Origin of the sequence: Candidatus Competibacter denitrificans Run_A_D11 (genome assembly GCF_001051235.1) — a bacterium.
GTDB lineage: Bacteria > Pseudomonadota > Gammaproteobacteria > Competibacterales > Competibacteraceae > Competibacter_A > Competibacter_A denitrificans.
This window is the reverse complement of record NZ_CBTJ020000041.1, coordinates 1-26127: the sequence shown is the minus strand read 5'-3', so window position 1 is coordinate 26127 and position 26127 is coordinate 1. Positions and strand designations below refer to the sequence as shown.

Genomic DNA, 26127 nt, shown 5'->3' with positions numbered 1-26127 from the left:
CCCTGGGCTTTTTTGTGTACGCAGCTAGGCTATTTGGAGCGGGCACCATGTCCTCTATCGTTAGCGTAGGCTCGCCGTCGAACCGATCCGCGTTTGCCCACCAAATCAGCCGGCTGTGCGCAATGCTGTTGCTGTATGGCGCGTTGCTATTCGGCGCGGCCATGGCCTTGTTGCCGTTGTTGTGGATGGTGGCGGCTTCTTTCATGCCTGCGGGCGAAGCCAACAGTTACCCCCCCTCGCTGTGGCCCAGCACCATCACCTTCGAACATTACAGGGCATTGTTCACCCGCCTTGATCTTGCCCGTTATCTGTTTAACAGCACCCTGCTTGCCGGCACCGTGACCCTGATCGCGCTCTTGGTCAATTCGATGGCAGGCTACGCTTTCGCGAAATTTCGCTTTCGCTACCGGGAGGGGATATTTCGGGCATTGCTGGCGGCTATGGTGATTCCGGCCCAGGTGGCGATGTTGCCTTTGTTTCTCTTGTTGAAACAGTTGGGTTTGATTAATACCTACTGGGGAGTGATTATCCCTGGCATGGCCAGCATCTTTGGTATTTTCCTGATCCGCCAATACTTGCTCGCCATCCCTGACAGTTTACTTGAAGCCGCGCGCATGGATGGGGCCGGTGAGTTCCGGATTTATTGGTCCCTGATATTGCCATTGTGCCGACCCATTCTCGTAACCTTGGCCATTTTTACCTTCCTCGGTGCCTGGAACGATTTTATGTGGCCACTGATCGTCTTAACCGATAGCGCACACCATACGCTACCTGTCGCATTGGCAAATCTATTGGGAGAACATGTGCAGGATACCGAGTTGATGATGGCCAGCTCGGTTCTGACTGTGTTACCAGTCATGGTGCTGTTTGTCGTTTTACAAAAGTACTACATCGCCGGAATTATGCTCGGTGGCATGAAGGGTTAATTCAAGCCGGGCGCTTCGGAAGAAGTCGCGCTTAGCTCAATGTGCAGCATCGGAATGCCTATTAATCCCTGATGGACGCTGCTGGCATGGGATTTGAAAATCAGCGCATCATCGCGCCAGCAATGAATCACATGGTCTTGTTGGGTTCCGGAGGCGGCTGCGACATCCACCGAGTAATCGCCGACCGGTAAGACCGGCATCCGAAAGGTAAATAGAGCCAGCAAATCTTGACCGGCAACTGCTGAATAGGGGGTGGTGGAATAAGTTAGATAAGTATTTTCCCCAAACAGGTTTTGACCCAATCGATCCTTGACGAAAAATCCGATAATAGGACTCTCAAGATCAGCCAGGACGGTGGTTTTAATAATGAGAGTGACCAATTCCCCGCCAACGATCCACTGCAAAATGGCTCCCTGTTGATCCTGAAAATAAACATCAACTATTTGGATCGCTCCAGTACCGTAACCGGCAACATCTCGTTGGAATGTGAACAGTTCCAAATCATTGCGAAAGCGAGTTTGATTAAGGAACTGTAAGCGCTGGTCGGTCGTCTCGGCCGGAGCGCGCGGAGTGTTAGAGGCGGATTTATCTTGGGGCGTTTCTGAGACAACTTGCCCTGGTGCTTCCCGCAGGGTTGCCAGGTAATGCGCGCAAACTTCCTTGGCTGGCCCCATGTCTTTGAGTTGTCCACGCTCCAGCCACAAGACTCTATCGCACAGGTTGACCACCGTGCCGGTGTCGTGGCTGACGAAAAACAGCGTACCCTGCGTTTGGAATTTACGCAGAAAACGCATACATTTCTGGACGAAAAATACATCTCCGACCGATAGCGCTTCGTCGATGATCAATATATCGGCACAGACATGGGCGGCGACTGCGAACGCCAGACGTACCGCCATCCCGCTGGAATACGTTTTTACCGGCTGATCGATAAATTCGCCAATATCGGCGAACGCCAAAATGTCCGGTAAATAGCGCTCAATCTCCGCATCGTCCAGGCCGAGAATGGCGGCGTTGAGATAGACGTTTTCTCGTCCGGTAAATTCGGGGTTGAAGCCGGTGCCAAGCTCCAGCAACGCCGCAACCCGGCCGCGTACCGCCAAAGTTCCGGTCGTCGGCGCCAATGTCGCACACAACATTTTAAGCAGGGTGGATTTGCCAGAGCCGTTGCGGCCGATCAAACCCACTGTCTCACCTCGCTGGACTGAAAAAGACAGATCCTGTAACGCCCAAAATTCGCGATAGTAACGCCGCCGCCCGCGCCACAGCATCTGTTTCAGGCGATCCTGTGGCCGCTCGTAGATTTGATAGCACTTTCCGACGTTCCTGACCTCAATGACCGTCTCGTCCGGCTGGGACAGTGTGGCGACCGGCTCAGAGGACATCAGCGAAACCTTTACGGGTGCGAGCAAACCAATAGGCTCCCAAGAGAGCTAACAGTAAAGAAGCGGCTAAGGCGAATAGATAGGGTATCCAGGCCGGTGGCTGGGCGAACAGGATAATGCCGCGCGCTTGTTCAATGACGAGCGCGAGTGGGTTGTATTCCAGCCAGGGACGCACCTCTGATGGCAGGGCGCTGGCCGGGTAAAAGACCGGGCTTAAAAACATCAGCAACTGCACGAGGGGTACAACCAATTGCTGGGTATCGCGGATAAAGACGCCGAGCGCGCTCAAAAACCAGCTCAGCCCAAGTGCCGACAGCACGAGCGGTAGGACGATAACCGGTAACAACAGCACCGTTGTCGTCAGTTCGCCGACTAGCGCTTGTAGCAATAGAATAACTGCTAGCGTGACCCCTAACATCAGTAAAGCAGAGGTCACCATGACGGCGGGCAGCATGTCCAGAGGAAAGACGACATTCTTGACGTAGCTTTGATGAGCCAGAATCAAGCCCGGTGCACGGCAGAGGCATTCGGCGAGAAAGTTGTACAGCGCCATGCCGATGAACAGGATGAGCGCCAAATTATGCAGCGAGTCGCCGCTAGGTGCAGCAGGCCAACGGATCTTGAAAATAACGCCAAAGAAGAAGGTAAATACCGTGAGCGAAAGCAGCGGCAACAGCACCGCCCAAACTGCCCCTAAGTACGAGCCACGGTAACGCTCGGCAAAATCGCGCCGCAGCAGCTTCAGAAACAGTTGGCGCTGCAACCAGGATTGGCGCAGCACTTGGCAAAGGGTCCAGGTTGTGCCGGGAACTTCGCTCAGATCAGTGACCCGCATCGGTTCAGGCGTCGGAGGGTAGGGGGGTAACCCGTAACAGCGTCGGCGGCAAGCCTCGCGCATGGCGATCCCACATCAGGCGGTAGGCTTCCTCCAAATGGCGGGTAAAGCGGGAGGTATCGAAAAGGGGCATTCGGGTGCGGTTATAGGCCAGTTTTGTCCGTAGGCTACGCAGTTCGGCCGGTGTCGTAGCGAGATGAATAGCCTGCGCTTGGTATTCTTCCAGGGAATGGGTAATCAATTCCGGTAAGCCGACCGCTTGGAGCAGACTGGCCGCGACCCGGCTTGGAAAGGTGTTACCGAGGCACGTCAGAACCGGCAAACCAGCCCATAAGGCGTCGCTGGCTGTGGTGTGGGCATTATAGAGGCGAGTATCCAAAAATAGATCAGCTAGCCGGTGGCGTTCCAAATGTTGGGATTTGGGTAATCTTTGGGCAAAGATAAGGCGCTCACCGGTGATCCCCTGAGCTTCCGCTTCGTTCCGTAGATGCGTGGTGATCTCATCATTCGCTGCCAGTAGCCATAACACGCTGCTGGGTACCTGCGCCAAAATCTGCATCCAAACCGCGAAGAGGACCGGATCGATCTTGGCGGGTTTATTGAAACAGCAAAAAACAAAGCCCGTTTCTGGCAAACCGACATCGCGTCGCTGTATTCCGGTCGCTGCAATTTCCTGCGAATCGTCATTGACCTGATAGCATTCGGGTAGATAGACCGGTTTCTCGGTGAAATACGGTCGGAGTGGCTCAGGAAGTACGACGTTATCGGCCAGGATATAGGGGATAAAAGGAGCACCCAAAGTCCCCGGATAGCCAAGATAACTCACTTGGATCGGCGCCGGCTGCAACGCGAAAATTTCGCTACGGGCATAGCCTGTATAGCCCATCAAATCTACCAAAATATGAATGCCGTCGGCATGAATCCGTGTGGCGGCTTCAGCGTTGCTCAGTGCAGTCAAATCCACAAACTGATCGGCATCCGTTTTAATGCGCTGGTAATAGTCACTGCCGTCATCCTTGCAAAGTGCGTAGACGAAAATTTCGAACTGTTGCCGGTCATGGCGGGAAAAGAGACCTCGCATCAAATGCGCGGTCGGATGTTCGCGGAAATCCGCTGAGACATAGCCAATTTTGAGCCGATCCGTTATGGCGTTGGGATAACTGAATGCTAATGCTTGACGGGGAGCCGCCATACCATTGTTGAGGAAGGTTCCCCGGCTTTGGGCCATTGCCCTCGTCAACTCAGGGGAAAGCGGTAGCGATAGGGCTTTGAAGGGCGGTAATGGCGTCAGTTGTCCCTGCGCAAGGTTTTCCTCAATCAAAGCGGTTGCTCGCGCCAAAACCGCTTCACAGCTACGCCAGTAGCAGTGTTCTAACTTTGCTACCTTAAATGCCAGAAACTCTGCGTAGGGATCAATATCGGGCAGCAGGGCATCGGATGCGATCCCATAGACCTCTTGACGCCAGCGGAAGGCACGAAACGCTTTTTGATCCAACGCCTCCGCCGTGGCAAATGCTTGGCGGGCATCTGCAAAACGTTCTGATCCCGCCAGGGCCGCGCCCTGATTTGCATAGAGTTGCCAATCGGGTGTTTGCTGAGCGATCAGGGTCTGTCCAGCGGCCAGAGCTTCAGTAAAGCGCTGTAGGCTATTCAAAGCGGCCATTTGGTTGACGGTCGCCTGAAGATGGTTAGGGTCTAGCGCTAGAGCACGCTCTGTGGCGGTTAACGCCTCCGTATAACGTTCTTTGCTGAGCAGTAGCGCCGACTGAGCAACCCATAATTGAGCTTGGTCTGGATGTTGAACCAGCGCTGCCTTAATCAGTGTAGCGGCGGTTTCCCATTCATTGCGGCCAACCAAGAGATCGGCTTTGAGTGATGCCGCTTCAGGATGATGGGGGATGGCAGCCAAAATCACGTCTACGGTCGATATTGCTACGCTAGACGAGCCTAACCCGACCAGCGCTTTCGCCAAACTTAACTTTACGACGATCCGGTCAGGATGTTTAGCTAAGATTCTTTGACAATCAGCCTGTGCTTCCGCAAAACGATTCAAGCCCAATAACGCTTGAATCTTCAATCCCAACAGATCGGGATTGTAAGAATCAAACGTCAGCGCGTTCAGCGCCGTGGCAAGTGCTTCCGGGAAATTGCCCAGATCCAGCAATGCAATAATCTTGTTGATCAGGCCCTTGCCATGACGGGAATTGAGGCGCAGCAGGCGTTCTGAGACGGTCAATGCCTCACGCGGTCGCTTTAAGGCCAGCAATGCTGCTGTCTTGTTGAGCAGCGCAATTAACGCATCGGGTTGCATTGCCAAGGCGGCATCCGCAGCCTGGAGCGCTTCTTGCGGACGAGCCAAAGTGACTAAGACAGAACTGCGATTCATCAAGGCACTGGCGTGGTCAGGCTTGATCTCCAGCAAACGGTCGAAGGCGGTGAGCGCTTCGTCGGATCGCCCCAAACCCTGCAACACAATCCCTAAGTTGAGGTAGCCTTCTAGGTGGGTCGGTTCGCTGTTTAGGAGATTCTCAACCAGTGGCAGAGCATCTGTATAACGACGTTGCGCTAGGAGTATTCCGACTTTGCTATTAATGACCCGTGGATCACCTGGTGCCAAATTCAAAGCGGTATCAATAGCTTGACTGGCTTCAGCATAACGACCGAGGCCCCTAAGTGCCGCAGCAGCGATGAGTTGTAGGCGAACTTTCTGTGATTCTCCTGCTGTCATGATCTGGGCGACAGCTTGCAGAGACTGTTCGTAGCGCTGTTGCCGCAGGTAGATTGCAGCGAGTTCAATCCAGGGATCAGAGAGATCAGGGCTAAGTTGACAAGCACTTAGGCATCGACTTACAGCCTCATCATACCGATTTTCGGTGATTAGCTGTTTGGCGTCGGCCAGCAAAGTAGCCACTGCACTTCGATTTTGCGTCACGATGGCCGACCTTACATAGCTCAACACACACGATAACGGAGAGCTTCACTCCGCTTTAACCGTTTGATGATACCATTCGCCATTCACCAGCACCCATTGCTCTTCGAGAGTTTGGGGCATCCAGCCTAAACTGCCTACGGCAACCCGGCCCTCGATCTTGACTTGGGCGCTCTCACCTTCAATTTTTTTTTCCAGTATTTTCACATCCCGTACCGGCAGCCCTCCCAAGCGTTTGTATTGGTCTGGAGTTAACCAGCCACCGGGCAGCGCCGCTGATTCCAGACGATAAACAGTATGCCAGTCGTTGACTGTGCGAGCGGTCCAATAGTTCTGGACTCGCTGCTCCAGCGGCTCGCCGGCTAGGACGGCGCCAGATAAAAAGAGCGCGATCAGGCAGCCACCAAACCGCAAGAATCGATAGCGTAAAGAACTATTTTTGCTTGGTGGGATTTGCATTTTCTAATCCTTTTTCCAGCACCGTAACCCCAAACTGTTCGGCGAGCGCCCTGATATAGCGATCGCGGGCTTGTTGTTGCTGCTCGGTTTGCCAGCGGACACCAACTTTGGTTTTTACTGCCGCATACTCAGCTAACAATGCGGGGCGCGCATCGGTTAACAATAGAATCTCGTATCCGGTTGGCGAAGATACGATGCTGGTGCGCTGACCAGGTTGCAAGCCCTGCACAGCATCTCGTAACCACGCTACGGCATTGCGCGCAACGAATCCACGATCCGACCCTGCCTCTGCCGCGCGAGGGTTTTCTGTAAGCTCCTGGGCGACCTTCATGAAGTCTTCACCTGCTTCGATCCGCTGTAACGCTCGTTCGGCCCGTTGTCGGGCGGTAGGCCCTCCAGCTTGATCACGATCATTGCGAAACTGGATCTGGATGAGGCGAATAGTTTCTGGGATGCCAAATTCCTCCTTATTGGCATCATAGTAAACTCTAAGCGCAGATTCATCTGGCAAAGGCGGCAACGGAAAATGCGCTTCTTCCAGGGATTGCACAGCCTTAGTATAAGTTTCTGGGGATGGAGACTCACCAGCAGGCTGTTGCATCTGGATTGCTTTTTCGAACAGTTTCTGCGCAATAAGCAAGCGCAGCAGCTTGGTTTGGCCAGCTTGTGTACGTGATTCGTCACCAAGACCCGATTGCAAGGTGAATTTGCGGAATTCCTCCAAAGTGATTTCGCGATCACCGACACGGGCTAATACGTGAGAGGGTTCGTATGCGCTTTCTAGCTTTGGCGGTTGTGGGCTTAGTTGGCCGGCAGAGTTGGGATCTTGCTCTTTTGCCAATCGCTGCCACAGAGGTCCATAGAGAATTTGTAACGAATCCTTAACCCTGTTCAGGGTGAAAACTAGATCCGGCTCACCATCACCATCCATATCACGAAGCAGTAACACTTGATTAACCGGTGTTTCCAATGGTAATTCAACAGTCTTGAAACGATATGGATTACCCTTTTCAATTCGGTAAACGACCAGCGATTTTTCAGTGGTAGCCACTAATAGTAGAGAACCGTCACGGTTTTCAGAAATGGCCAATCGCTGCGGCGCCCAGGTATTCGTCGGAACCGGCAATTCCTCACCGGGAGCCAAGTGACCTTTACCATCATTGATTAGAACCGCGATTCTGCGCTCCGATTCTAGGGGTAACAAAATATCTAAAGCCTTATCTCCATTGATATCGGCAACCACTAAATGGCGGGGCGCTCCGACCGGCGCTTTCCAAATCGGTACGGCTTGGGGAGTCTGATTATCGTTGGGATAACTGATTTGCCACAATGTTCGTGATCTTCGAGTGGTATAAAGCAGTTCAGGAATGCCGTCCCCATTGATATCCGCTACAGTTACTTCGCCCGGAACAGGGTGTTCGGATTTCCCTAGATTGAATTCTTTTTCTGCTTGGGCGGTATTTGGGTCAAAATTACGAAATAAGGACAGCGTAGAACCTTCATAGGGAGCCACTACCAAAGATGTTCCCCAACCCGGCCAATTAAAGCCTGTACTGGCGAACGCGCCTTCATGAGGACGGTTTGCGATTTCCTTAATGCCACCCTGCTCATCCAAGCCAAGTACTTTCAATGCCGCATCCCCCTCGGCGCTCAGCACATAGCGCCGCTCGCTACCGGGAAAGCGGGTTAAACCATTAGGGTGAAAACCTAGAATCTTTGCTTCTGGACCAGCCTCAAATTTACGGAGGCTTTTCTGATAAAGAACCTGGGTTATGCCTTGAGTACGATCAGTGGTCAGAATATCCAGTAGGCCATTGCCATCGATATCGTCTACTACGGCGGCAAAGACCTTGTAGTTAGCTGGAAGCGATTGGAGTAAGTCAGCATGTTGTGGAACCGTAGGGGTTGCTTCCATCGCAGCAAGAGTCATGCTGCTGCTGATAGCGGCCATCGCTAGCAGTAACCGAACGTGACGAGAGTCTACTTTCGCCATAAAAAACGGTCCTCAAGGAGAAAATCCTTGCTTAAGAAGGTCTCCATCAGAAAAAGTTCATCTCGTTATTTAGTGGGAAAAAAATCGGCGCCCTAAGGCGCCGATTTTTAAAACAACAAACCGAATCGCTTAGAATAGGAAGTAGTCTTGCCCTTCTGTTGCCATTTCAGTCTGAATCTGCACTGAATCCGTTCCAGCAGGGGCCAAGCCCAGCATGTTAAAGGATACACCCGAAGAAGAGAAAGATACGCTGCTCTTGAACTCCGGAACCCCAAAGCGAACGATACCGGTGTTAACTACATCGAATTTATCGCCGTAGGTTTCCTTTTCAGTGTGAATCATCCCAGGAAAAGCGGGCGCAGTCGGAGTGCTAGTGACCACGTTCAACTCATCCGGCAGCGGATATGAGAACGATGCGAGATAGTTCTGCTCACTATCGTAAGTTTCACCGGCTACCGACTTGCGAGCGTCATCATTGGCGTTGAACCAAAATACCATGCTGTTCGACCGGGCCAGGGTCGGATCCAGGTAGTAACGCATATACACATCGCGCTGCCTTAGACCGGTAGAGCCAGCCGTGCTAACAATATCGGTATAGTCAGTACCAGCGACCAGGCGACGGAAGGCCGGATAGCCATTACGCTTGGTGACGTTACTGATGAAATTAGCACTATCGTAGGTCGGTGTGGCCGGGCCTACATAGGTGTGAGACGGATTCGCGATCACAGGGATGAACGCTTGCGTAGCCCAGTTACCCGCGATTTGGTAGCTGTGGCCATACAGAGCGAACGACGGGATGACGAAGGCACCAGCTGGAGCACGGTCAACCACATTATCAGTAAAAATCATATAACCAGGGGTTTTGCCCTGGCCATAATCGGTCAGTTTGTTCAAAGACCGTAAGGTACTGCACCAGTCGAACCGCACGAAGTCGTTATCGGTGACGGGAATGATACCATCCAGCAGGTGCTCACTCCGGCTGTTGTAAAAATACCAGTGCAGAACGCGGGTCGTGGTACCCCGGGTAACTGACGGTAACGAAGCAGAAGAGACTAGAGAATTTCCTGAGGCTAACCCTAGCGGTGCCGGCCAGTAGACAGGGGCCGCAGCGGTGCCAGCTGCTAAGCCGAGCCGCTCCTTATAGAAGGTAATCAACCCAACCATGGTGTTGACACTTTTGGTCGTGTCGCAAACGACATACGGCACCAATACCACATCGCCGGGTGCGGACAGCTGAACTGTCGCCTGGCTGCTCATCGACGCAGTGGCCAGCAGAGCGCCCGTCAGCGCTGCGGCAACACCAGTTTTCTTAAATTCACGTACCATCTTGAAGCTCCTTATAAGGTAGCAAGGGATTCGCAACGTTCGAAGGGAGTCTTTAACTACAGCACAAACTGTACGTTGAAACCCCCCACAAGTCAACCAAACAACATCAGATGGCGAAAAAACAACAATCCCTCGCTCCGCCACCGCTGAAAATCTAATCACGATCATAGCCTAAAGGATAATCGTTTTTCCTGTCAACTATACAACAAAAAAATGCTAAAAAACAACAAAAAGTTCCTAATGCACCACAATTTTACTCAATTCCACCTAGCTTGCCGGAACCAAAGGCGCAATTTGTTTCATCTTACGTTTGATTTCGTCGGTCACTTGGATGGCCTCCTGAGTATTCTCCACTACGCGGGGAGTGATCAGCACGATCAGTTCGCTCCGATCTGTTGATTGGGTTGTAGTGCCGAAGAGCGAACCGAGCACGGGAATTTTATACAGCACCGGCAGGCCGCGCTGACGGTCAATACGATTGTCTCGAATCAAACCGCCGAGTATCAGCGTTTGGCCGCTCTGGACGGCCACCTTGCTGGCAACACTTCGTTGCAAGAACGCACGCTGTTTAGTCGCATCATCAATATCCCCCACATCAATCACTTCCTGCTTAATCTCCATATTCACCAAGCCACCAGAGTTGACCCGAGGTAAAACTTCTAGAAGAACCCCAGTATCTTTGTAATCTACCCCTCCTGAAGTCGTTACACCACTGGTTGTGGTGGTTACACCGGTGGGGATGGGTTGCTGATTGCCTACGCGAATCACTGCCTTCTGGTTATCTAAAACCATGATTTGTGGCGAAGATAACACCTTTATTTTGGAATCACTCGCCAGTGTTTTAAGCAGAGTGCGCACTTGACCCGCAGCATCCGCGATTGCATAGGAAAACGTATCCAACGAACTACCAGCCAGCACATTATTAACGGTTAGATTATTTGCCGAGATACCCAGGGAACCGGTACCCGTGAAATTCTGACCGTGATTAGAGCCGACTCCATTCTCGAAAAACCATTGCATTCCATATTGTAGATTACCGGTTAATGTTACTTCGGCAATCGTCGCCTCGATCAATACCTGGCGAGGCGTGATATCCATCTTCTGCAAGGTGCTGATGATACGCTCATAGTTCTGGTTGGATGCCCAGATCAGTAAGGAATTATTTTCAACATCCGCCACGATACGGACCTCTTCCATGCCTGCGCTTGGCCCACCGGAACCCAGGCTGCTGATTCCACCCGCGCCACCGGTTGCTCCGCTCGTGTGCCCACCGCCAAGGGTACCCGTCGTACCTGATGAGCCACCGAGGGTCGATGAACCTAACGAAGACGAACCACCCGCTGAAGTCGTTCCTCTGGATGCAGAGGATGATCTGGAACTCGATCCTAGACTGGAGCCGCTCGATAATCCTCCGCTAGAGCCGAGGCTACCGGTGCTGCTGCCGTATCCACCCAATTGGGCCGGTTTTAAACCGGGCGCCAGTTCACCACCCCGGCTACTGCTCCCACCACCGCCCAAATTAAATAGGCTGTTCAGCAAATCAGCCACGTAGTCCGCCCGGCTATTTTGTACTTGATAGACATATAGGCGTTCACCGCCGACACCATCCAAGCGCTCGATCCAAACTGCAACTTCTTTAAGATATTCAGCCTGCGGTGTGACCACGATCACCGCATTAAGCTTACTTAGTGGTACAAACCGTAACAAGCCCGCAACCGGGGTTTTGGATTCCTCACCCAGCAGTTGATTGAGGTTGGTCGCCATGGCCTGGCTGTCCACGTTACGCAGCCGGAACATGCCAATGGACATGCCTTTAAGCCAGTTCACATCAAATGTATCAATCGTATCCTGAACGGTAGCTAACTCTGGTCCAGTACCGGCTAGAATCAGCAAATTACGAATAGGATCAGCCCGTAGAATGCTGCCCTCAGGTAGGAACGGCGCAATAATGGTCTGCATTTCCACTGCACTGACGTAGCGCAGTGGGACGATCCGCACCCCGTAACCGACCTTACCACCTCCTAGCCGTGGGCTGAGCTTGCCTTTCTGTACGGCACCCGCTGCCGGAATAATCCGGTTGGTGCCGCCTTCCCGGATGAGCACAGCGTTACTCATCCGTAGCAGAGTTTCCAGCGTCGGCAGCAATTGGTTTTTCGCCAAGGGCCGCGTGGTTTGCACGGTCGCTTCACCTTGTACTTGTGGATCGACCGTGTAGTTTTCCTTGAGGGTTTCAAAGACAACTTTAATCACATCACGAATATCAGCCCCTTCAAAATTGAGGGTTACTTCACCGGCTGCGGTTTGTGTGGTCGTCTTTGCTGGTGGAGTCGCTGCATTAGGATTAATAAAATTGCCTGTGCCCGGCAAGATCAGCGGAGGCTTGGCAGTCACCGTTGCGCCGGTGTCGCGCCCACTTCCGACTCTGGGTAGGGGCTTTGCACTCAGTTGGGGGCTAGCGGGGGCTGGGCTGTCGAGGGAACTGGGATCGGCAACGCTTTCGTCGGGTGGCGTTGTCGCGCACGCGCCCAGCAATATGGTGAGCAGCGTGCTGGATATGGACAGGTACAAAACTTTCATCATGAATGCATTATCCACATTTTTTTATTGCGGTGGCGGTACCGGCGGTGGTGCGCTGGCGGCAGGTGCTGATTCCGGCGATCCGGGCATGCCTCCGAATACAGGAGCAGGTACCTGGGGTGGTCTGGCACCCGCACGCGCTCCTCGGATTCCCGCAGGCTTTTTCAGGTGTGTCAGCGGTAATTCTTGCGTGATCTGATCCTTTCTCAGAATAACCCGATTGGGAAAGATCGCCTCCAGTCGCCACTCACCCAATAGTTCACCTTGCTTGACTCGCACCGTTTTAGCGTTTGGCTCTTGCGGCCGCAAGAGTGCTGCTTGGAGACCAGGCGCAATCAGTATCCCCAGCAGCGTGAATTTTTGCTCGGGCGCGGGTGGCGGTTTTGGTGCTTGTTCTTCCTCAGGTGGCGGCGGTGGCTCAGGGCGGCGCGCGGGGATGAACACTGGACGATTGATAATGTCACCGTAGAACTGGCGCACCGGCAAACGAAATGGCTGAACCGGCGTTACCGATGGCAATTCAAGCGGTCGTTTGGCTGTTTGATTGGTGATAGGCGCTTGTGGCGGATGGCGCAGCTCCCAATAGATAGCTGCCCCCGCTAACGCTGCAACAAACAACCAGAACAGAATACCCGCCGTCTTGGCTGACACTTAATTCCCTACCTTACGCAAGTAACCTGAAACCTCTAACTGCACGGTAAGCTGGATTCGAGAGTAGTTAGCGACTCGACCATTAGTGAGTCGCGGCCGGTTTTCCCGCGCGGTAACATCCAGATTATCCACTAAGAGGAGCGGAGTTTGAGCTTCCAACTCGTGCAAGATCTTTTGCAAGGTTTCCGTATCGCCTGTCAGATTCACACTAACGGTTACTTTAATCGTGTTGCCTTCGTCGGCGGGTGGCAACGCCTGAGTACTGCGCAAAGTACCACCCGCAGCTTCCACCACCGCTTTAACCCGTTGTTGCAATTCAGCGCCTGCGACTGCGGGTGTGGCTTGGGGTAAATACTGGACGATGGCATTACGGTCTTGGTTGATGCCGGTAATGAGTTGCTGGATCGGTTCCCGACTGGCAGCCATCCGTTCCAGCTGTTCTAAGCGACTTTGTTGCTGTGCGAAACGGTCCTGATAAAAGTTGTAGCGGGCAACCAATCCCTGATTCACTAGAAAATAGACTATGCCGATTCCTAGGATTAGCAGCAAGATTAAGGCGCCCAGCCGCTGTCTCCAACCCACTGGATTTGGAGTGATCATCAAGGTTCTCTCCGAATCCGTGCGCCCAACACGAAACGTTCCTTGCTGGTTCTAGGATCGGTGGTCACCGGTGACATGAACCCCGCGCTGTTGAACAGGCGCGAAGCTTCGATGATGCCGACCAGCGCTGAAGCTTTGGCGGATTGACCGATAATTTGTAGAGTATCTCCCTTGACCTGCAAGCGCTCCAACCAGGTGTCCTCGGGAAGAATGGCAGTTAGCTCTTGTAGCACATTAAGACTGGGGGGGAATCCCTGTTTCTTCTCCGGCAGCATCCGCGAAGATTCCAACGTCCGATCCAATTGATCGCGTAGCATAAGAGCTTGGTCAGCGGCTTGCTTAAGTTGCTCGGTTTTCTTGATAGCGCTGAGTAGCATCTGACGCTGCTGCCAGATTGGCAGAACGGCAGCAATCCCTACCAATGCCAGAGCGCCTACTATCAGTGCCGTGAGCAGCCGCTGTTCCGACAAACCGCGCCGTGCAGGTCGCTGCTCTGGGGGCAATAGATTTTGTGCAGGGCTACCACCGACGATGTTCAAAACATCAGGCCGCAAACTCCACTGTTGCATGTCGGTGAGAACCAGATCGATTCCGGTGCGTGGTAACGCAGTCAGTTCGACCCGTAAGCGGCGTTGTTCGATCTGGCGCTCCAACACGTTGATATCGTAATAAACTTGTGCAGCGCTAAATGGGGTCAGCCGATCCATTTCAAAGCCGGCGACTTGGCGGGGATTCTTTTCCGCAGCCAATGGCAACGATAGGATTTTCGTCAGCCCCTGGCTGGCGGGAAATCGCAAAACCATCTGGTGCGGTTTCTCTGCTTTGAACCAGTCAGTAACTGCTTTCCAGTCGGGAGTTAGCCGGTCGAACCGTGCCAATTCTTGGCCCTGGTCGGCATCCTCGCGTAGCAGGGCAAGCTGGTTATCTTCGACGGACACAACGAGCCGCCGTGTCGAACCGGTCAGCCAGCGGCGGATACCTAACGGCAACCACGCGAGTAAGCCATCTCGCCACCAGCGCCAAAAAGCATTCCAGCTACTTCGGGGAGTGATTCTCAAGGACTGTAAACTTGACGACACGGCTTATCCGGCCTCTACTTCTTGCTGGTTGTTATCTTCCATCACGCCAAGACAGCAAGCGCATCGTTTGCCCCGATGGGATGGCCCGAGGATCGACGACCACACGGAGGGTAGCGGTTGTGCCGGTCTCTGCCTCTGCTGTGGTCGCGATATGATAAACCTTCATAGTTCCACCGGCCGAAAAAAAGGATTGTTTGTCAATTCCGGGCAGCGGTGGCGTATCAGCGCCATCGGCCGCAGCCCGCGCCCGTGCCACGATATAGTCGGCAACGGTTCGCTCATCAAAGCCTAGAGCCTGCAATAAATCTGCGGACGCCAGTTCGGGATTGACGCCCTGATGATTTGAAAACGTCGTGAGTACAGCGGCAATCCGGTGATAGATTTCCGGGGTGATTCCGGCAATTTTCTGTAATTCTTCAACGCTTGCAAAGCGAACGCTGTTCAGGCTAGAACCTCCTAGGAAGCCAGTGGGGCCAAAGCCGGTATTAGACTGCATCCCGGACTGGCCTAATTGACGCGACTCCAAGATCGCTTCCGCTAAGCGCTCCTGTTGGCCGGGTTCGACCCCGGCCCCCGCGAATAAGGTTTTCAACAACTCCGCATCGGCGGTGTTGAGATTGACCAGGCCAAAAACGTCGGACACTCGAATTTGCACTTGTCCGCCGCCAAAAGCCCAGAGGTGGGGATCACCGTTGGGGGGCCAAGACGTGCGGCTCGCCTCGTGATCCAGTTGCCAGGCTACGGCGTAAACCATGCCGGCCTCGGCCAACGCCCGCGCTTGCGCTCGCTCGACCGTACTGCTCGCCAGACGGGTTTCGATTCGCATGGCATAAGCGAAAGTACCGGCGAGCACCGCCAGCAACGTGACGATCCAGAGGACGATGACCAGGATCATGCCTCGTTGGGTGCTTGGCGAAACACAACCGGCGGTCATGGGATGATGGTTCATCGTGGAGGCCCATCGACCAAGGCAACGACGAGATCCGGCCAGGTTTGCTGGCCTTGTAGGTTCAACCGCACCAAAGACGGTCGCCGTTGGGGGCTGGACCATTCAGTATGCCAGCGGGGTGGTTCCGGATCATCGTCTCGCTCCGAGCCAAAATAGGCCCATTCTATCTTCGATACACCCTCCAACAGCACTTTTTGCTGTTCCGCACCGGCGTTGGGATCATCCGGCTGATAGGGCCGCCAGCGCACCTGTAATCGCCCGTCGGCAAGGCCGACCCTCACCCGATATAGACCGCCTTGACCTAATTGGGTCAGCATCGGCGCTACAAAGTCGATGCTGTTGGGTTGGCCGGCAAACACCACCACCTGTTCTTTTTGATCATTTGCTTGGTAAACGGTCATCGACTGAGCCAGTTGGCGCCGTAAGAATTCCTGGACCAGCCGCAAACGGTCGGTGGACTCCGCGCGCTGCTCGCCGCTTTCCGAGCCGTTTAACCCCAGCCGCAGGCCGCTGTATAACACAACCAGGATCAATCCCATCAAGGTGATCGCAATCACCAGCTCCAGCAATGTAAAGCCGGCTTGACCAGCGCGTGAGCCGAGAAGGGGTGCGGCCATCAATTTCTCTGACCGTTGGCAGGTTCGAGCGGAGCCAAGCGTAATGTGGCCAGCTTGACCGAGCGGCTTTTCGCCGGCTCACCCCAAAGTACCTCAACATCAACCCGATAGGCCCTTGCCCGGATTTTTTCAGGGTCCGGCAAACCTTCCGTATAGGCGCTGATCGCGCTGCGCCACGAGAACCGATCATTAATCGGGCCAGAATGATTGCCTTCCTTGAGCGGAGTTTCCCGGCCAATGGCCGACAGGATCGATTCCGCATACAACGTGGCCTGGGTATAGTCTTCGGAGGCTCCCGCATTGCGCAGTCCAGTGGCGAAGGTTTGCAGCAAGACGCCTAGCGAAATGCCGAGGATGGCGAAAGCCACCAGCACTTCGAGCAACGAAAAGCCCCGCTGTTGGGCAAGAGCCGGGTGTGGATCAACTGCGCCAAAAACGAGCAGACCCTTCACCGTGGCTTATCCTCTTCGACGATGGCGATAGCACCAGTCAACCAATCGACATTGACGCGATACGCTAGCTTTGGGCCACTGACCGTGACCGCTCCGCCCGTAGAACTGCCGTCGGGGAAAAACCGGATGCTGCCGGTTGTCTGATCCCGTAACTCCGACTGTGCGGTATAAAGGTGCAGAGCCAAGCTTTCCGGCAATGTGACCTCGCGCGGATCACCGCTGATGGCGAAGCGTCGTTGCGCCAGATCCAGGCTCATCACTGCTTCGGCTTGATGGGTGATGGCCAGGTTGCGCGCTAAGCGCAAACCGGCAGCGATTTGCCGCGCCGCGCCGCGCAATTCAGTGGCTCCGCTCATGGCACTTAACAGCGGTGGTGCCACCGAAACTAGGAGCACAGCAATCACCAGCACCACCAACAGTTCCAGCAGGGTAAACCCGCGCTGTTGGGGATACGAGCGCGTGATTCGGCTCACCCGAAGTTCCTTAATGCCAACCTAATACGTCCTGGTTTTCCCCATCGCCGCCCTCGGCGTTATCGGCGCCCAGCGAATACAAATCGAACGCGCCACCGCTGCGCTGACCGGGTGCCCGATACTGGTAATCGTTGCCCCAAGGATCTTTGGGAACGAGGTTTTTGCGCAAGTAAGGACCATTCCAGCGGTTAGTTCCACCCGGTGCCGTGACCAGGGCCTGCAAACCTTCATTGCTGGATGGATAGCGCCCCATGTCGAGTCGGAACGCATCAAGGGCCGTGCTGAAGTCTTCGATTTGCAATTTAGCGGTTTTGGTATTGGCGCCGCCGAGGTATTTCATGACTTGCGGTCCGACCAAGCCGGCCAATAATCCCAGAATGACCAGCACGACGAGCAATTCGATCAGGGTAAAGCCCGACCGACGTTGAAAGCGTTGATATTTCATCGATTACACACCTAAAAAAGTGACTTGTCGGCCGGTGAGCAAAGGATCAGCCGGCTTAGAAAAATGCTCAAAAAGCCAGTTCATTCAAACTGAGGATTGCCACCAGAATAGACATGATGATCCCGGCGATGATGACGCCCAGCCCCAGAATTAAAGCCGGCTCCAGGAGCATCAACAGCCGCTTGACGGCGGTTTGCACCTCATTGTCATAGGTGTCGGCAACCTGAAGCAGCATCTCTTGTAGCTGGCCAGTCTCTTCACCGACGCGGATCATCTGCACCGCCAGCTTGGGGAAATTGCCGGTTTCCAGCAACGGTTCGGCCAAGCCACGCCCGGTTTTGGTGTGTTCAGAAACCTCGCCCAGCGCATTTGCTAAAACCCGATTGCTCAGCGTCTCGCGCACGATGGTCAACGCATTCAATAAGGAGACCCCATTGCCCAGCAATGTTCCCAAAGTGCGGGATAAGCGTGCGGTTTCAACCTTGGCAATCAGATCGCCTAACAGAGGGATGCGCAGTAACCGGCGATCCCAACGCAGTCGGTTCTCCGGCTGGCTCAAACGCTGACGGGCCACCGTCACGATCAATCCGATCACGATCAAACCCACCCACCAATAATGCCGGAAGCCATCGCCAACGGCGATAACGATCTGGGTCGCCAGCGGCAATGCCTTGCCGGCGTCGGCGAACAAGCGTTGAAATTGTGGTACTACAAAAGTGAGCAGAATAATCACCGATAACGCCGCCACCGACAGCAAGATGATCGGATAGATCAGCGCTGAGGTGACGGTTTCCCGCAAAGCTTGTGAGCGCTCCAGAAATTCGGTCAAACGCTTCAATACCGTTTCTAAAGCGCCGCCGGCTTCACCGGCGCGAACCATGTTCAGATAAAAACGCGAAAAGACACCTTGTGCTTCCAAAGCATCAGCCAGCGTTGAGCCGCCGCGTACCTTTTCCTGCACCCGTTCCAGCAGAGGCTTGGTGTGCTCGTCTTCGGAAACACTGATCAGGATCGTCAGCGCCCGATCCAGCGGCATTCCAGCGCTCAGCAGGCTGGCCAGTTGTTGGGTGATCAGGGTGACAGCCTTGCGGGATAGTGCGCGGCGCTTGCTGAACAGCGGCTGACCAAGCGCGCCACGCAGAAAGCCGCCTTTCGCTTCGGCAACCGACAGTGGCAGCAACCCCCCGTCGCGCAGTTGTGCGATCACCGCCTCTTGGCTGGGCGCTTCCATCTCATCACGCAGCACCTCGCCGCTGGCGTCCACTGCCTCATAGCGATAACGGGGCATCTTAGGCTTCTTGCTCCTGTAGAGTCGTTACCCGCAACACTTCCTCAATGGTGGTCAGCCCCGCAACCGCTTTACGCAGGCCATCCTCATACATGGTGTCCATGCCTTCTTTTTGGGCTTCGGTTTGCAGTACCGTCGCATCGGTATGTTTCAACACCAAACGGCGTAGCGGGTCGCTCATCACCAAAAACTCCATGATCGCGGCTCGCCCCCGATAGCCACTGCCGCCGCACTGCTCGCAACCGACCGCTTTATAGAGGGTGATAGGGTCGCTAGTGCTGAAACGGTGCAGCCGCATTTCCTCGGACAATTCCGGCAAGACCGGATACGGCTCACGGCAGCGGGTACAGAGCAGCCGCACCAAACGCTGGGCAAGGATGCCGTTAATGGTTGAGGTCAGCAGATAATCGTCCACGCCCATGTCCAGTAAACGGGTCACACTGCCAGCCGCATCGTTAGTATGCAGGGTTGAGAGCACCAAATGGCCGGTCAAGGCCGACTGCACTGCGATACCGGCCGTTTCCAAATCGCGCATTTCGCCGATCATGATGACATCCGGGTCCTGGCGGACAATGGAGCGCAGAGCGTTGGCGAAGGTGAGATTAATTTGTGGTTTGACTTGGATCTGGTTGATCCCTTCCAGTTGATATTCGACCGGATCTTCAACCGTCAGGATCTTGCGTTCCGGCGTGTTGAGGGTTTGCAAGGCGGTGTAAAGGGTGGTGGTTTTACCGGAGCCGGTCGGGCCAGTGACCAGAATGATGCCATGCGGCAGATGCAAAATCTCCAGGAAGCGCTTGAGAGTACGCGGACTGAACCCCAAAGTCTCGAAATCCAGCACCACGCTGGCTTTATCGAGAATACGCATCACCACGCTTTCGCCCCACAGCGTGGGCACGGTGGAGACGCGCAGATCGATTTCCTTGCCTTGGGCGCGCAATTGAATTCGCCCATCTTGCGGTAAACGCCGCTCGGCGATGTTCAGCTTGGCCATGATCTTGATGCGCGAGATCACCGCCGCCGACAGCCGGGATGGGGGTGATTCAACTTCGCGCAACACACCGTCCACCCGGTAGCGGACTTTAAGGCGATTTTCGAATGGCTCGATGTGAATATCGGAGGCGCGTGATTCAACGGCGCGGGCGATCATGAGATTGACCAACCGAATGACCGGCGCCTCGCTGGCCAAATCCTTGAGATGCTGGATCTGATCCTCATCGGTCAGATCATCAGCCAGGCCAATCGAATCGACGATCTGGCCCATCGCCGAACGGCCGCTGCCGTAGAGCCGCTCGAATGCGATTTCCAGCTCTGAAGGAATACCGACGCGCGGCAAGATCGGCTTACCCGTTGCGAGATGCAATGCCGACAAAACGTAATGATCGGTGGGATTGGCCATCGCCACCGCTAAGCCACGCTCGTCCTCAAAGAGCGGGATCGCACGCGATTCCTTAAGGAACCGTGCCGAAATCGCACCATTGGTGACTGGGATTTCTGGATAGTCGGCGGGTTTGATCAGCGGCAAATCCAATCGCGTGGCGACCGCTTCGGCCAAATCGCGTTCCGACACCAGGCCCAGCTTGACCAGCAGGGTATCAAGCGCTTCGCCAGTGCTGTCCTGAACACGCCGGGCGCGCTGTAGATCGGCATCGGCCAGTTTCTGGTGTTCGACCAGCAATTCGCCAAGATCAACGCTCATAAAGGGCGCTCAACAGGGTGGAAAGATCGCTTTGCCAAGCGCTCGGGTGAATTCCGAAGCGGTCGGTCAGGCGTGAGCCATCAAGCACGGAATTGACTGGACGCGCGGCAGGCGTCGGATATTCCGCAGTCGTGATGGCCATTACTTTGTCGGCCTTCAAGGGTTCGTAGTGCCGGGCTTGCTCGACGATGGCACTGGCGAAGCCGTGCCAGGTCGTGGCCGGAGCACCACAATAATGATAAGTGCCCCACAGGTTGCCGGTTTCGATTTCCCGAAGCCGCCCTACGAGATTGAGTAGGATATCGGCAATCGCGCCGGCATAGGTCGGACACCCGTGCTGGTCAACCACCACGCGCAATTCCGCCCGCTCACGCGCTAGCCGCAAGATAGTCTTAACGAAGTTTTGGCCCTCCATCCCAAATACCCAACTGACCCGTAAAATCAGGTGCTGGGGCAGCAAGCGCTGCACCGCCTGATCACCTGCCCATTTGCTTTGGCCATACACGCCCAGCGGTGCGGCCGGATCGTCCTCAGTATAAGGACCGGATTTCGAACCATCGAACACATAGTCAGTGGAAATATGCAGCAGCGGAATGTTCATCTGGGCGCAGGAGAAAGCGAGATGGGCTGGGCCATCACGGTTGACCGCAAACGCCCGCTCCGGTTCTTGCTCCGCCCGGTCAACGGCCGTATAGGCCGCCGCGTTGATCACGGCCTGCACGCCGCTGGTCGCTAATGCCTGATCTACGGCGGCGGGTTGGGTGATGTCCAATTCTGCAACATCCCAAGCGAGCACCTCATGCCCCAAGGCTAGAGCGCGACGCTGCAATTCCCAACCGACCTGGCCCTTCGCACCGATGATCGCCAATCGCACCGTTTAACCCTCGTAAGCTGGCAGCTTTTCGGCAAGCTGCGCCGCTAGTCGCGGATTGGCCTGATCTTTGGCCGATAACCCAACGTCCCGCAGGGGCCATGCAATACCAATGTCTGGATCGTCCCAGGCGATCCCGCACTCAGAGGCAGGATGGTAATAATCAGTGCATTTATAAAAGAAATCGGCTTCCTCAGAGATGACGCAGAAACCGTGGGCAAAGCCCGGCGGAATATAGAGCTGACGATGATCCTGATCGTCGAGAATGCAGCCATACCAGCGGCCGAAAGTGGGCGAACCACGCCGGATGTCCACCGCTACATCGAACACTGCACCGCGCGTTACCCAGACCAATTTGCCTTGCGGCTGAACCATTTGATAATGCAAACCACGCAACACGCCGCGTTGTGAACGCGAATGGTTATCCTGGACGAAGCGCTCCGGCATACCGGCCTCACGATAGCGTGCCGCCTGCCAGGTCTCCATGAAAAAACCACGCGCGTCACCGAACACTTTCGGTTCCAAAAGCAAGACGCCGGGCAGTCCTGTGGCAATCACGTTCATGGCGCTTGTTTCCGCTCAAGCAGTTCCAGCAGATATTGGCCATAACCGCTCTTGGCGAGTGGCTCCGCCAATCGTGCCAGTTGGCTGTCGTCGATAAACTTCATCCGCCAAGCGACTTCTTCGGGGCAAGCCACTTTCAAGCCTTGCCGCTGCTCAACAACCTGGACGAAATGGGCGGCAGCTAAGAGTGATTCGTGGGTGCCAGTATCCAGCCAGGCATAACCGCGTCCCAACAGCTCGACGTTGAGTTCGCCGCGATCCAGATAAACTCGGTTCACATCGGTGATTTCCAGCTCACCACGCGGAGAAGGGCTGATGTTCTTGGCGACGTTCACCACGTCGTTATCATAAAAATACAGGCCGGTCACCGCATAATTGGATTTGGGGATTTTCGGCTTTTCCTCAATGGCGACTGCTCGACCCTGGGAATCAAAACTGACCACACCGTACCGTTCAGGATCGCGCACGTAGTAGCCAAACACGGTTGCGCCGTGCTCGCGGGCAGTCGCACGGCGCAGCACCGCCGACAAGCCCTGGCCATAATAAATGTTGTCACCGAGAATCAGACAGACCCGATCTGTGCCAATAAATTGCTCACCGATTAAGAAAGCTTGGGCCAGCCCGTCGGGACTGGGTTGGCTCGCGTAGTGAAACGCTATCCCCCATTGGCTGCCATCGCCGAGCAAGACCTGATAAGCCTCTTGGTCGCGAGGAGTCGTGATGATGAGGATATCGCGGATGCCAGCCAGCAGCAGCGTGGCGACCGGATAGTAAATCATCGGCTTGTCATAGATCGGCATGAGCTGCTTGCTAACCGAAACGGTCAGCGGATGCAGGCGCGTACCGGAACCGCCGGCGAGAATGATCCCTTTGTGTGCCATGAAAGGTTATGTGTGATTGCGATGATAGTGGGCTGGAAAAGACGTTAACGTTATTCGACCGTGACCGATTTGGCCAAGTTGCGCGGCTGATCGACATCGGTACCCTTGAGGATGGCAACATGATAGGCGAGTAGCTGTAGGGGTACGGTGAAGACGATGGGCGCAATGGATTCCGGGACGGCTCCCAAGGACAGGACATGTGTGCTGACGCCGCTGAGATGGGTGTCCACTTCGCTGTCGGCGAACAGGAACAACTCGCCGCCGCGTGCCCGTACTTCCTGAAGGTTGGACAACACTTTTTCCAGCAGGCCATCCTTGGGTAACACGCAGACCACGGGCATGTCGGCATCGACTAAGGCAAGCGGTCCATGCTTCAACTCCCCCGCCGGGTACGCTTCCGCATGGATATAGGAGATTTCCTTGAGCTTCAGCGCGCCTTCCATTGCGATTGGATATTGAGGGCCACGCCCCAGGAACAGGGCATGATGTTTCTCTGCGAAAGATTCCGCCATTCGCTCAATGGCCTCATGCAACGCCAGCGCTCTTTCCAATGCTTTGGGTAATAACTCCAAATCCCGTGCCAGCGCTGTTTCATCGCTTTCACTGAGGCCATGGCAGCGACCAAGCAGTAGCGCCAGCAAGCGTAAAGCGACCAGTTGTGTGGTGAACGCCTTGGTGGAGGCGACCCCGATTTCCCGACCGGCGCGCGTTAACAGCGTCAAGGCCGATTCGCGTACCAGCGAACTTTCAGCGACGTTGCAAATGGCCAGCGTGGTTAGATAGCCGCGCTCCTTTGCCGCACGCAAGGCTGCCAAGGTATCGGCAGTTTCGCCGGATTGGGAGATGGTAACGAACAGCGTATTGGGCGGGGTCACGCTACGGCGATAGCGGTACTCGCTGGCAACTTCAACCGTACAGGGGATTCCCAGATTTTCCAACCAGTAACGGGCGACTAGACCAGCGTGATAACTGGTGCCGCAGGCGACGATATGCACGCCTTGTACTTGATCAAACAGCGGCCCGGCTTCGGGGCCGAAGCTGTCCTCCAACAAACGACCTTGATGCACGCGCCCTTCCAGGGTCTCGGCAACTACGGTCGGCTGCTCGAAGATTTCCTTGAGCATGAAATGGCGGTAGCCGCTTTTACCCGCTGTGCCGCCCATCTGGCCGGCGTAGGATAGGGGTCGTTCGACCGCGTTGCCGTCCCGATCATAAATGGTAAAACGTTCCCGTTGAACTTCGGCGATATCCCCTTCTTCGAGAAAGACGAAGCTCTGCGTGACTGGCACGAGGGCGAAAACATCCGAGGCGATGAAATGCTCTTCGATACCGATTCCCAGTACCAACGGGCTGCCGGCGCGCGCGGCGATCAAGCGATCTGGATCATCCCGGCACATCACCCCCAAACTGTAGGCGCCAGTCAATTGCGCTGCGGTTTGGCGGACTGCCGCCAGCAAATCGCCGCCGTTTTGCCGCAGGTGCTGATCGGTCAGATGGGCGACCACTTCCGTATCGGTATCGGAGACAAATTGATAACCGGCGGCGGTGAGTTTGGTCTTGAGTTCCTGGTAGTTTTCGATGATCCCGTTATGCACCACCGCGATGGAATTATTGCTCAGGTGGGGGTGAGCGTTGCGCTCGGATGGTTCGCCATGGGTAGCCCAGCGCGTGTGAGCGAGGCCCAGTGACCCGCGTGCCGGTTCCTGCTGCAAGCGTTCTGCCAGAGTTTGTACCTTGCCGACTGTTCGGACCCGGTGCAGTTGGTTATCCCGCTGATCAAGAGTGACGATACCTGCCGAGTCATAGCCGCGATATTCCAGCCGCCGCAGCCCTTCGAGCAGGATAGGGGTCATATTGCGCTCGCCGATAGCGCCAACGATTCCACACATAACGGTTTCTGGTCGTTCAATAAGTTTGGGAAGATTAATTAATCAGAGTAACGGCTTGCTGGGTGGGACACAAGCCGCAATACGCCAAGCTGTCCTGAAATAAGAGTACAGTGGTTCGGGTGCAAGAAATCTGACCGCACGGCCAGATTCGTCCCGATCCAGGGTTTCCGTCCACGCGCGGCACGGGCTGTTAGCAGCATCCTACCCATTCAAAATGGCCGTTGAAACGGGCAGTCAGGAATTCGATGAACGCGCGGACTTTAGCGGATAGATACTTGCGGTGCGGGTAGATGATGTACAAGCCGTATTCCAACGCTTGATAATCTTGCAGCAGCACCCGCAACCGACCGTCGCGCACCGCGTCGGCGATGGCGTAAGCCGGGCACAGACCGATTCCGGCTCCCGCCAACACTAATTCGCGCGCCACCCGCGCGTTGTTGGTGCGACAGACGGTTCCCACCTCAATGTTCCGGCGTTCTCCGTCGATCACATAAGGCCAACGCCCGGAACCGTCGATGTTGCTGTCCACCACACAGGGATGGTTTCGCAATTCGCGCGGATGCGCCGGCGCGGCCCGGCGCTCCAGATAATGCGATGCGGCGCAGGTGACGACGCGGATGGCGGTTAAACGACGCGCGATCAAGCTGGAATCGGCTATTTCACAGATGCGGATGCCCAGGTCGAAACCTTCTTCCAGCAAATGAGCGAAACGATCCGTCAGATTGATCTCGACGGTGACTTGCGGGCATCGCTCCAAAAAGTCGGCGATGACTTGAGTGAGATACATCTCGCCGAAGGTTTGCGGCGCGGTGATCGTCAAGTGGCCTCGTGGAGAATCCTGGCGATCCTGAATCGCCGCCTCAAGTTCATCGACGGCTTCCAGCAGCGCTTGGCAGCGGTCGTAGTAGATTTGACCCGCTTCGGTCAGATGCAGGTGGCGGGTGGTGCGATTGAGCAAGCGCACGCCAAGCTTTTTTTCTAATTCGTTTAAATACTTGCTGGCTAGTGCCTTAGAAATCCCCAAGCGGTTCGCCGCTGCGGTGAAAGAGCCGGTTTTTACGACGGTGGCGAATGTCCGCATCCCGATGAACGTATCCATGGTCGCACCCATAACTGTCAACGTGTCGAATACAGTTAATCAATTAGGAGTTACGCAGTTGGTTGATAAAGAGCGATAAGGAAGGTTATGAACCCACCGAAAGTCACAGATGAAGACTACATCCAGTTTCTGATAGCGAC

At 55.0% G+C, this 26127-nt stretch carries 23 protein-coding genes; 1 reads left to right on the top strand and 22 read right to left on the bottom strand.

Annotation, left to right across the window (positions count from 1 at the left end; genetic code table 11):
• Nucleotides 1-122: 122 nt before the first annotated feature.
• Nucleotides 123-926 carry a carbohydrate ABC transporter permease gene (locus tag BN873_RS08945; protein WP_102047017.1) on the top strand — a complete coding sequence of 268 codons (804 nt, stop codon included), beginning with the start codon at nucleotides 123-125 and terminating at the stop codon, nucleotides 924-926.
• Here BN873_RS08945 and BN873_RS08940 read toward each other — a convergent pair.
• The 22 genes from BN873_RS08940 to BN873_RS08835 all read right to left on the bottom strand — a co-directional run bounded on the left by BN873_RS08940 (nucleotide 923) and on the right by BN873_RS08835 (nucleotide 25987).
• Nucleotides 923-2311 carry an ABC transporter ATP-binding protein gene (locus tag BN873_RS08940; RefSeq protein WP_048673041.1) on the bottom strand — a complete coding sequence of 463 codons (1389 nt, stop codon included), beginning with the start codon at nucleotides 2309-2311 and terminating at the stop codon, nucleotides 923-925. The two genes, BN873_RS08945 and BN873_RS08940, sit on opposite strands and share 4 nt — an antisense overlap.
• Nucleotides 2301-3146 carry an ABC transporter permease gene (locus BN873_RS08935; protein WP_071244089.1) on the bottom strand — a complete coding sequence of 282 codons (846 nt, stop codon included), beginning with the start codon at nucleotides 3144-3146 and terminating at the stop codon, nucleotides 2301-2303. The genes BN873_RS08940 and BN873_RS08935 overlap by 11 nt, the downstream gene beginning before the upstream one ends.
• Before the next feature lie 4 nt (nucleotides 3147-3150).
• Nucleotides 3151-6078 carry an O-linked N-acetylglucosamine transferase family protein gene (locus BN873_RS19415; RefSeq protein WP_171820445.1) on the bottom strand — a complete coding sequence of 976 codons (2928 nt, stop codon included), beginning with the start codon at nucleotides 6076-6078 and terminating at the stop codon, nucleotides 3151-3153.
• A 45-nt stretch (nucleotides 6079-6123) separates the two neighbouring features.
• The gene (locus tag BN873_RS08925; RefSeq protein WP_048673039.1) at nucleotides 6124-6534 is read right to left on the bottom strand and encodes a hypothetical protein; all 411 of its coding nucleotides are present in this window, start codon (nucleotides 6532-6534) and stop codon (nucleotides 6124-6126) included.
• Entirely contained in the window at nucleotides 6509-8485 is a 1977-nt protein-coding gene (locus tag BN873_RS08920; RefSeq protein ID WP_048673036.1) for an FG-GAP-like repeat-containing protein, read from the bottom strand. Before BN873_RS08920 ends, BN873_RS08925 begins: the two co-directional genes overlap by 26 nt.
• A 171-nt stretch (nucleotides 8486-8656) precedes the next feature.
• Nucleotides 8657-9853, bottom strand: coding sequence for a hypothetical protein (locus BN873_RS08915; protein WP_048673034.1), 1197 nt, complete (start codon nucleotides 9851-9853; stop codon nucleotides 8657-8659).
• A 267-nt stretch (nucleotides 9854-10120) separates the two neighbouring features.
• Nucleotides 10121-12433, bottom strand: coding sequence for a type II secretion system secretin GspD (gspD, locus tag BN873_RS08910; RefSeq protein WP_082161185.1), 2313 nt, complete (start codon nucleotides 12431-12433; stop codon nucleotides 10121-10123).
• A 21-nt stretch (nucleotides 12434-12454) separates the two neighbouring features.
• Entirely contained in the window at nucleotides 12455-13081 is a 627-nt protein-coding gene (locus tag BN873_RS08905) for a hypothetical protein (protein ID WP_048673029.1), read from the bottom strand.
• Nucleotides 13082-13681 (bottom strand): type II secretion system protein GspM, encoded by a 600-nt coding sequence (gene gspM / locus BN873_RS08900; RefSeq protein ID WP_048673027.1) that lies wholly within the window; start codon nucleotides 13679-13681, stop codon nucleotides 13082-13084. It abuts the gene before it with no gap.
• Nucleotides 13681-14760, bottom strand: coding sequence for a PilN domain-containing protein (locus tag BN873_RS08895; protein ID WP_139031679.1), 1080 nt, complete (start codon nucleotides 14758-14760; stop codon nucleotides 13681-13683). Before BN873_RS08895 ends, gspM begins: the two co-directional genes overlap by 1 nt.
• Nucleotides 14761-14791: 31 nt before the next feature.
• Nucleotides 14792-15709, bottom strand: a complete 918-nt coding sequence (locus BN873_RS08890; RefSeq protein ID WP_048673023.1) for a type II secretion system minor pseudopilin — start codon at nucleotides 15707-15709, stop codon at nucleotides 14792-14794.
• A complete protein-coding gene (locus tag BN873_RS08885) occupies nucleotides 15706-16326 on the bottom strand; it encodes a type II secretion system protein GspJ (RefSeq protein WP_048673021.1) in 621 nt (206 codons plus the stop codon). Before BN873_RS08885 ends, BN873_RS08890 begins: the two co-directional genes overlap by 4 nt.
• Nucleotides 16326-16778 carry a type IV pilus modification PilV family protein gene (locus BN873_RS18775; RefSeq protein ID WP_053085282.1) on the bottom strand — a complete coding sequence of 151 codons (453 nt, stop codon included), beginning with the start codon at nucleotides 16776-16778 and terminating at the stop codon, nucleotides 16326-16328. Before BN873_RS18775 ends, BN873_RS08885 begins: the two co-directional genes overlap by 1 nt.
• Entirely contained in the window at nucleotides 16775-17251 is a 477-nt protein-coding gene (locus BN873_RS08875; protein ID WP_053085281.1) for a GspH/FimT family protein, read from the bottom strand. The genes BN873_RS18775 and BN873_RS08875 overlap by 4 nt, the downstream gene beginning before the upstream one ends.
• Nucleotides 17252-17261: 10 nt before the next feature.
• The gene (gene gspG / locus BN873_RS08870; protein WP_048673017.1) at nucleotides 17262-17696 is read right to left on the bottom strand and encodes a type II secretion system major pseudopilin GspG; all 435 of its coding nucleotides are present in this window, start codon (nucleotides 17694-17696) and stop codon (nucleotides 17262-17264) included.
• A 67-nt stretch (nucleotides 17697-17763) separates the two neighbouring features.
• Complete coding sequence (locus tag BN873_RS08865) at nucleotides 17764-18984, bottom strand: type II secretion system F family protein (protein WP_048673015.1); 1221 nt, start codon at nucleotides 18982-18984, stop codon at nucleotides 17764-17766.
• Between the two features lies 1 nt (nucleotide 18985).
• Nucleotides 18986-20683: a type II secretion system ATPase GspE gene (gspE, locus tag BN873_RS08860; protein WP_048673013.1), complete on the bottom strand. Its 1698-nt coding sequence runs from the start codon at nucleotides 20681-20683 to the stop codon at nucleotides 18986-18988.
• Nucleotides 20673-21557, bottom strand: a complete 885-nt coding sequence (rfbD, locus tag BN873_RS08855; RefSeq protein WP_048673012.1) for a dTDP-4-dehydrorhamnose reductase — start codon at nucleotides 21555-21557, stop codon at nucleotides 20673-20675. Before rfbD ends, gspE begins: the two co-directional genes overlap by 11 nt.
• 3 nt (nucleotides 21558-21560) lie before the next feature.
• On the bottom strand, nucleotides 21561-22118 hold the full coding sequence (gene rfbC / locus BN873_RS08850) for a dTDP-4-dehydrorhamnose 3,5-epimerase (protein WP_048673010.1): 558 nt from the start codon (nucleotides 22116-22118) through the stop codon (nucleotides 21561-21563).
• Complete coding sequence (gene rfbA / locus BN873_RS08845; protein WP_048673007.1) at nucleotides 22115-22999, bottom strand: glucose-1-phosphate thymidylyltransferase RfbA; 885 nt, start codon at nucleotides 22997-22999, stop codon at nucleotides 22115-22117. The genes rfbC and rfbA overlap by 4 nt, the downstream gene beginning before the upstream one ends.
• A 50-nt stretch (nucleotides 23000-23049) precedes the next feature.
• Nucleotides 23050-24888: a glutamine--fructose-6-phosphate transaminase (isomerizing) gene (glmS, locus tag BN873_RS08840; RefSeq protein WP_048673005.1), complete on the bottom strand. Its 1839-nt coding sequence runs from the start codon at nucleotides 24886-24888 to the stop codon at nucleotides 23050-23052.
• Between the two features lie 190 nt (nucleotides 24889-25078).
• Nucleotides 25079-25987: a LysR family transcriptional regulator gene (locus BN873_RS08835; protein ID WP_071244101.1), complete on the bottom strand. Its 909-nt coding sequence runs from the start codon at nucleotides 25985-25987 to the stop codon at nucleotides 25079-25081.
• Between the last annotated feature and the right edge of the window lie 140 nt (nucleotides 25988-26127).

Bases quoted from the DNA above. Each gene is read 5' to 3' on its own strand.
- BN873_RS08865 (WP_048673015.1), bottom strand. From the start codon at position 18,984: ATGCCCCGTTATCGCTATGAGGCAGTGGACGCCAGCGGCGAGGTGCTG.
- rfbA (WP_048673007.1), bottom strand. From the start codon at position 22,999: ATGGCACACAAAGGGATCATTCTCGCCGGCGGTTCCGGTACGCGCCTG.
- gspG (WP_048673017.1), bottom strand. From the start codon at position 17,696: ATGAAATATCAACGCTTTCAACGTCGGTCGGGCTTTACCCTGATCGAA.
- BN873_RS08935 (WP_071244089.1), bottom strand. From the start codon at position 3,146: ATGCGGGTCACTGATCTGAGCGAAGTTCCCGGCACAACCTGGACCCTT.
- BN873_RS08915 (WP_048673034.1), bottom strand. From the start codon at position 9,853: ATGGTACGTGAATTTAAGAAAACTGGTGTTGCCGCAGCGCTGACGGGC.
- gspE (WP_048673013.1), bottom strand. From the start codon at position 20,683: ATGAGCGTTGATCTTGGCGAATTGCTGGTCGAACACCAGAAACTGGCC.
- BN873_RS08940 (WP_048673041.1), bottom strand. From the start codon at position 2,311: ATGTCCTCTGAGCCGGTCGCCACACTGTCCCAGCCGGACGAGACGGTC.
- gspD (WP_082161185.1), bottom strand. From the start codon at position 12,433: ATGATGAAAGTTTTGTACCTGTCCATATCCAGCACGCTGCTCACCATA.
- BN873_RS08885 (WP_048673021.1), bottom strand. From the start codon at position 16,326: ATGGCCGCACCCCTTCTCGGCTCACGCGCTGGTCAAGCCGGCTTTACA.
- glmS (WP_048673005.1), bottom strand. From the start codon at position 24,888: ATGTGTGGAATCGTTGGCGCTATCGGCGAGCGCAATATGACCCCTATC.
- BN873_RS08925 (WP_048673039.1), bottom strand. From the start codon at position 6,534: ATGCAAATCCCACCAAGCAAAAATAGTTCTTTACGCTATCGATTCTTG.
- BN873_RS08920 (WP_048673036.1), bottom strand. From the start codon at position 8,485: ATGGCCGCTATCAGCAGCAGCATGACTCTTGCTGCGATGGAAGCAACC.
- gspM (WP_048673027.1), bottom strand. From the start codon at position 13,681: ATGATCACTCCAAATCCAGTGGGTTGGAGACAGCGGCTGGGCGCCTTA.
- BN873_RS08835 (WP_071244101.1), bottom strand. From the start codon at position 25,987: ATGGATACGTTCATCGGGATGCGGACATTCGCCACCGTCGTAAAAACC.
- rfbC (WP_048673010.1), bottom strand. From the start codon at position 22,118: ATGAACGTGATTGCCACAGGACTGCCCGGCGTCTTGCTTTTGGAACCG.
- BN873_RS08890 (WP_048673023.1), bottom strand. From the start codon at position 15,709: ATGAACCATCATCCCATGACCGCCGGTTGTGTTTCGCCAAGCACCCAA.
- BN873_RS08945 (WP_102047017.1), top strand. From the start codon at position 123: ATGCTGTTGCTGTATGGCGCGTTGCTATTCGGCGCGGCCATGGCCTTG.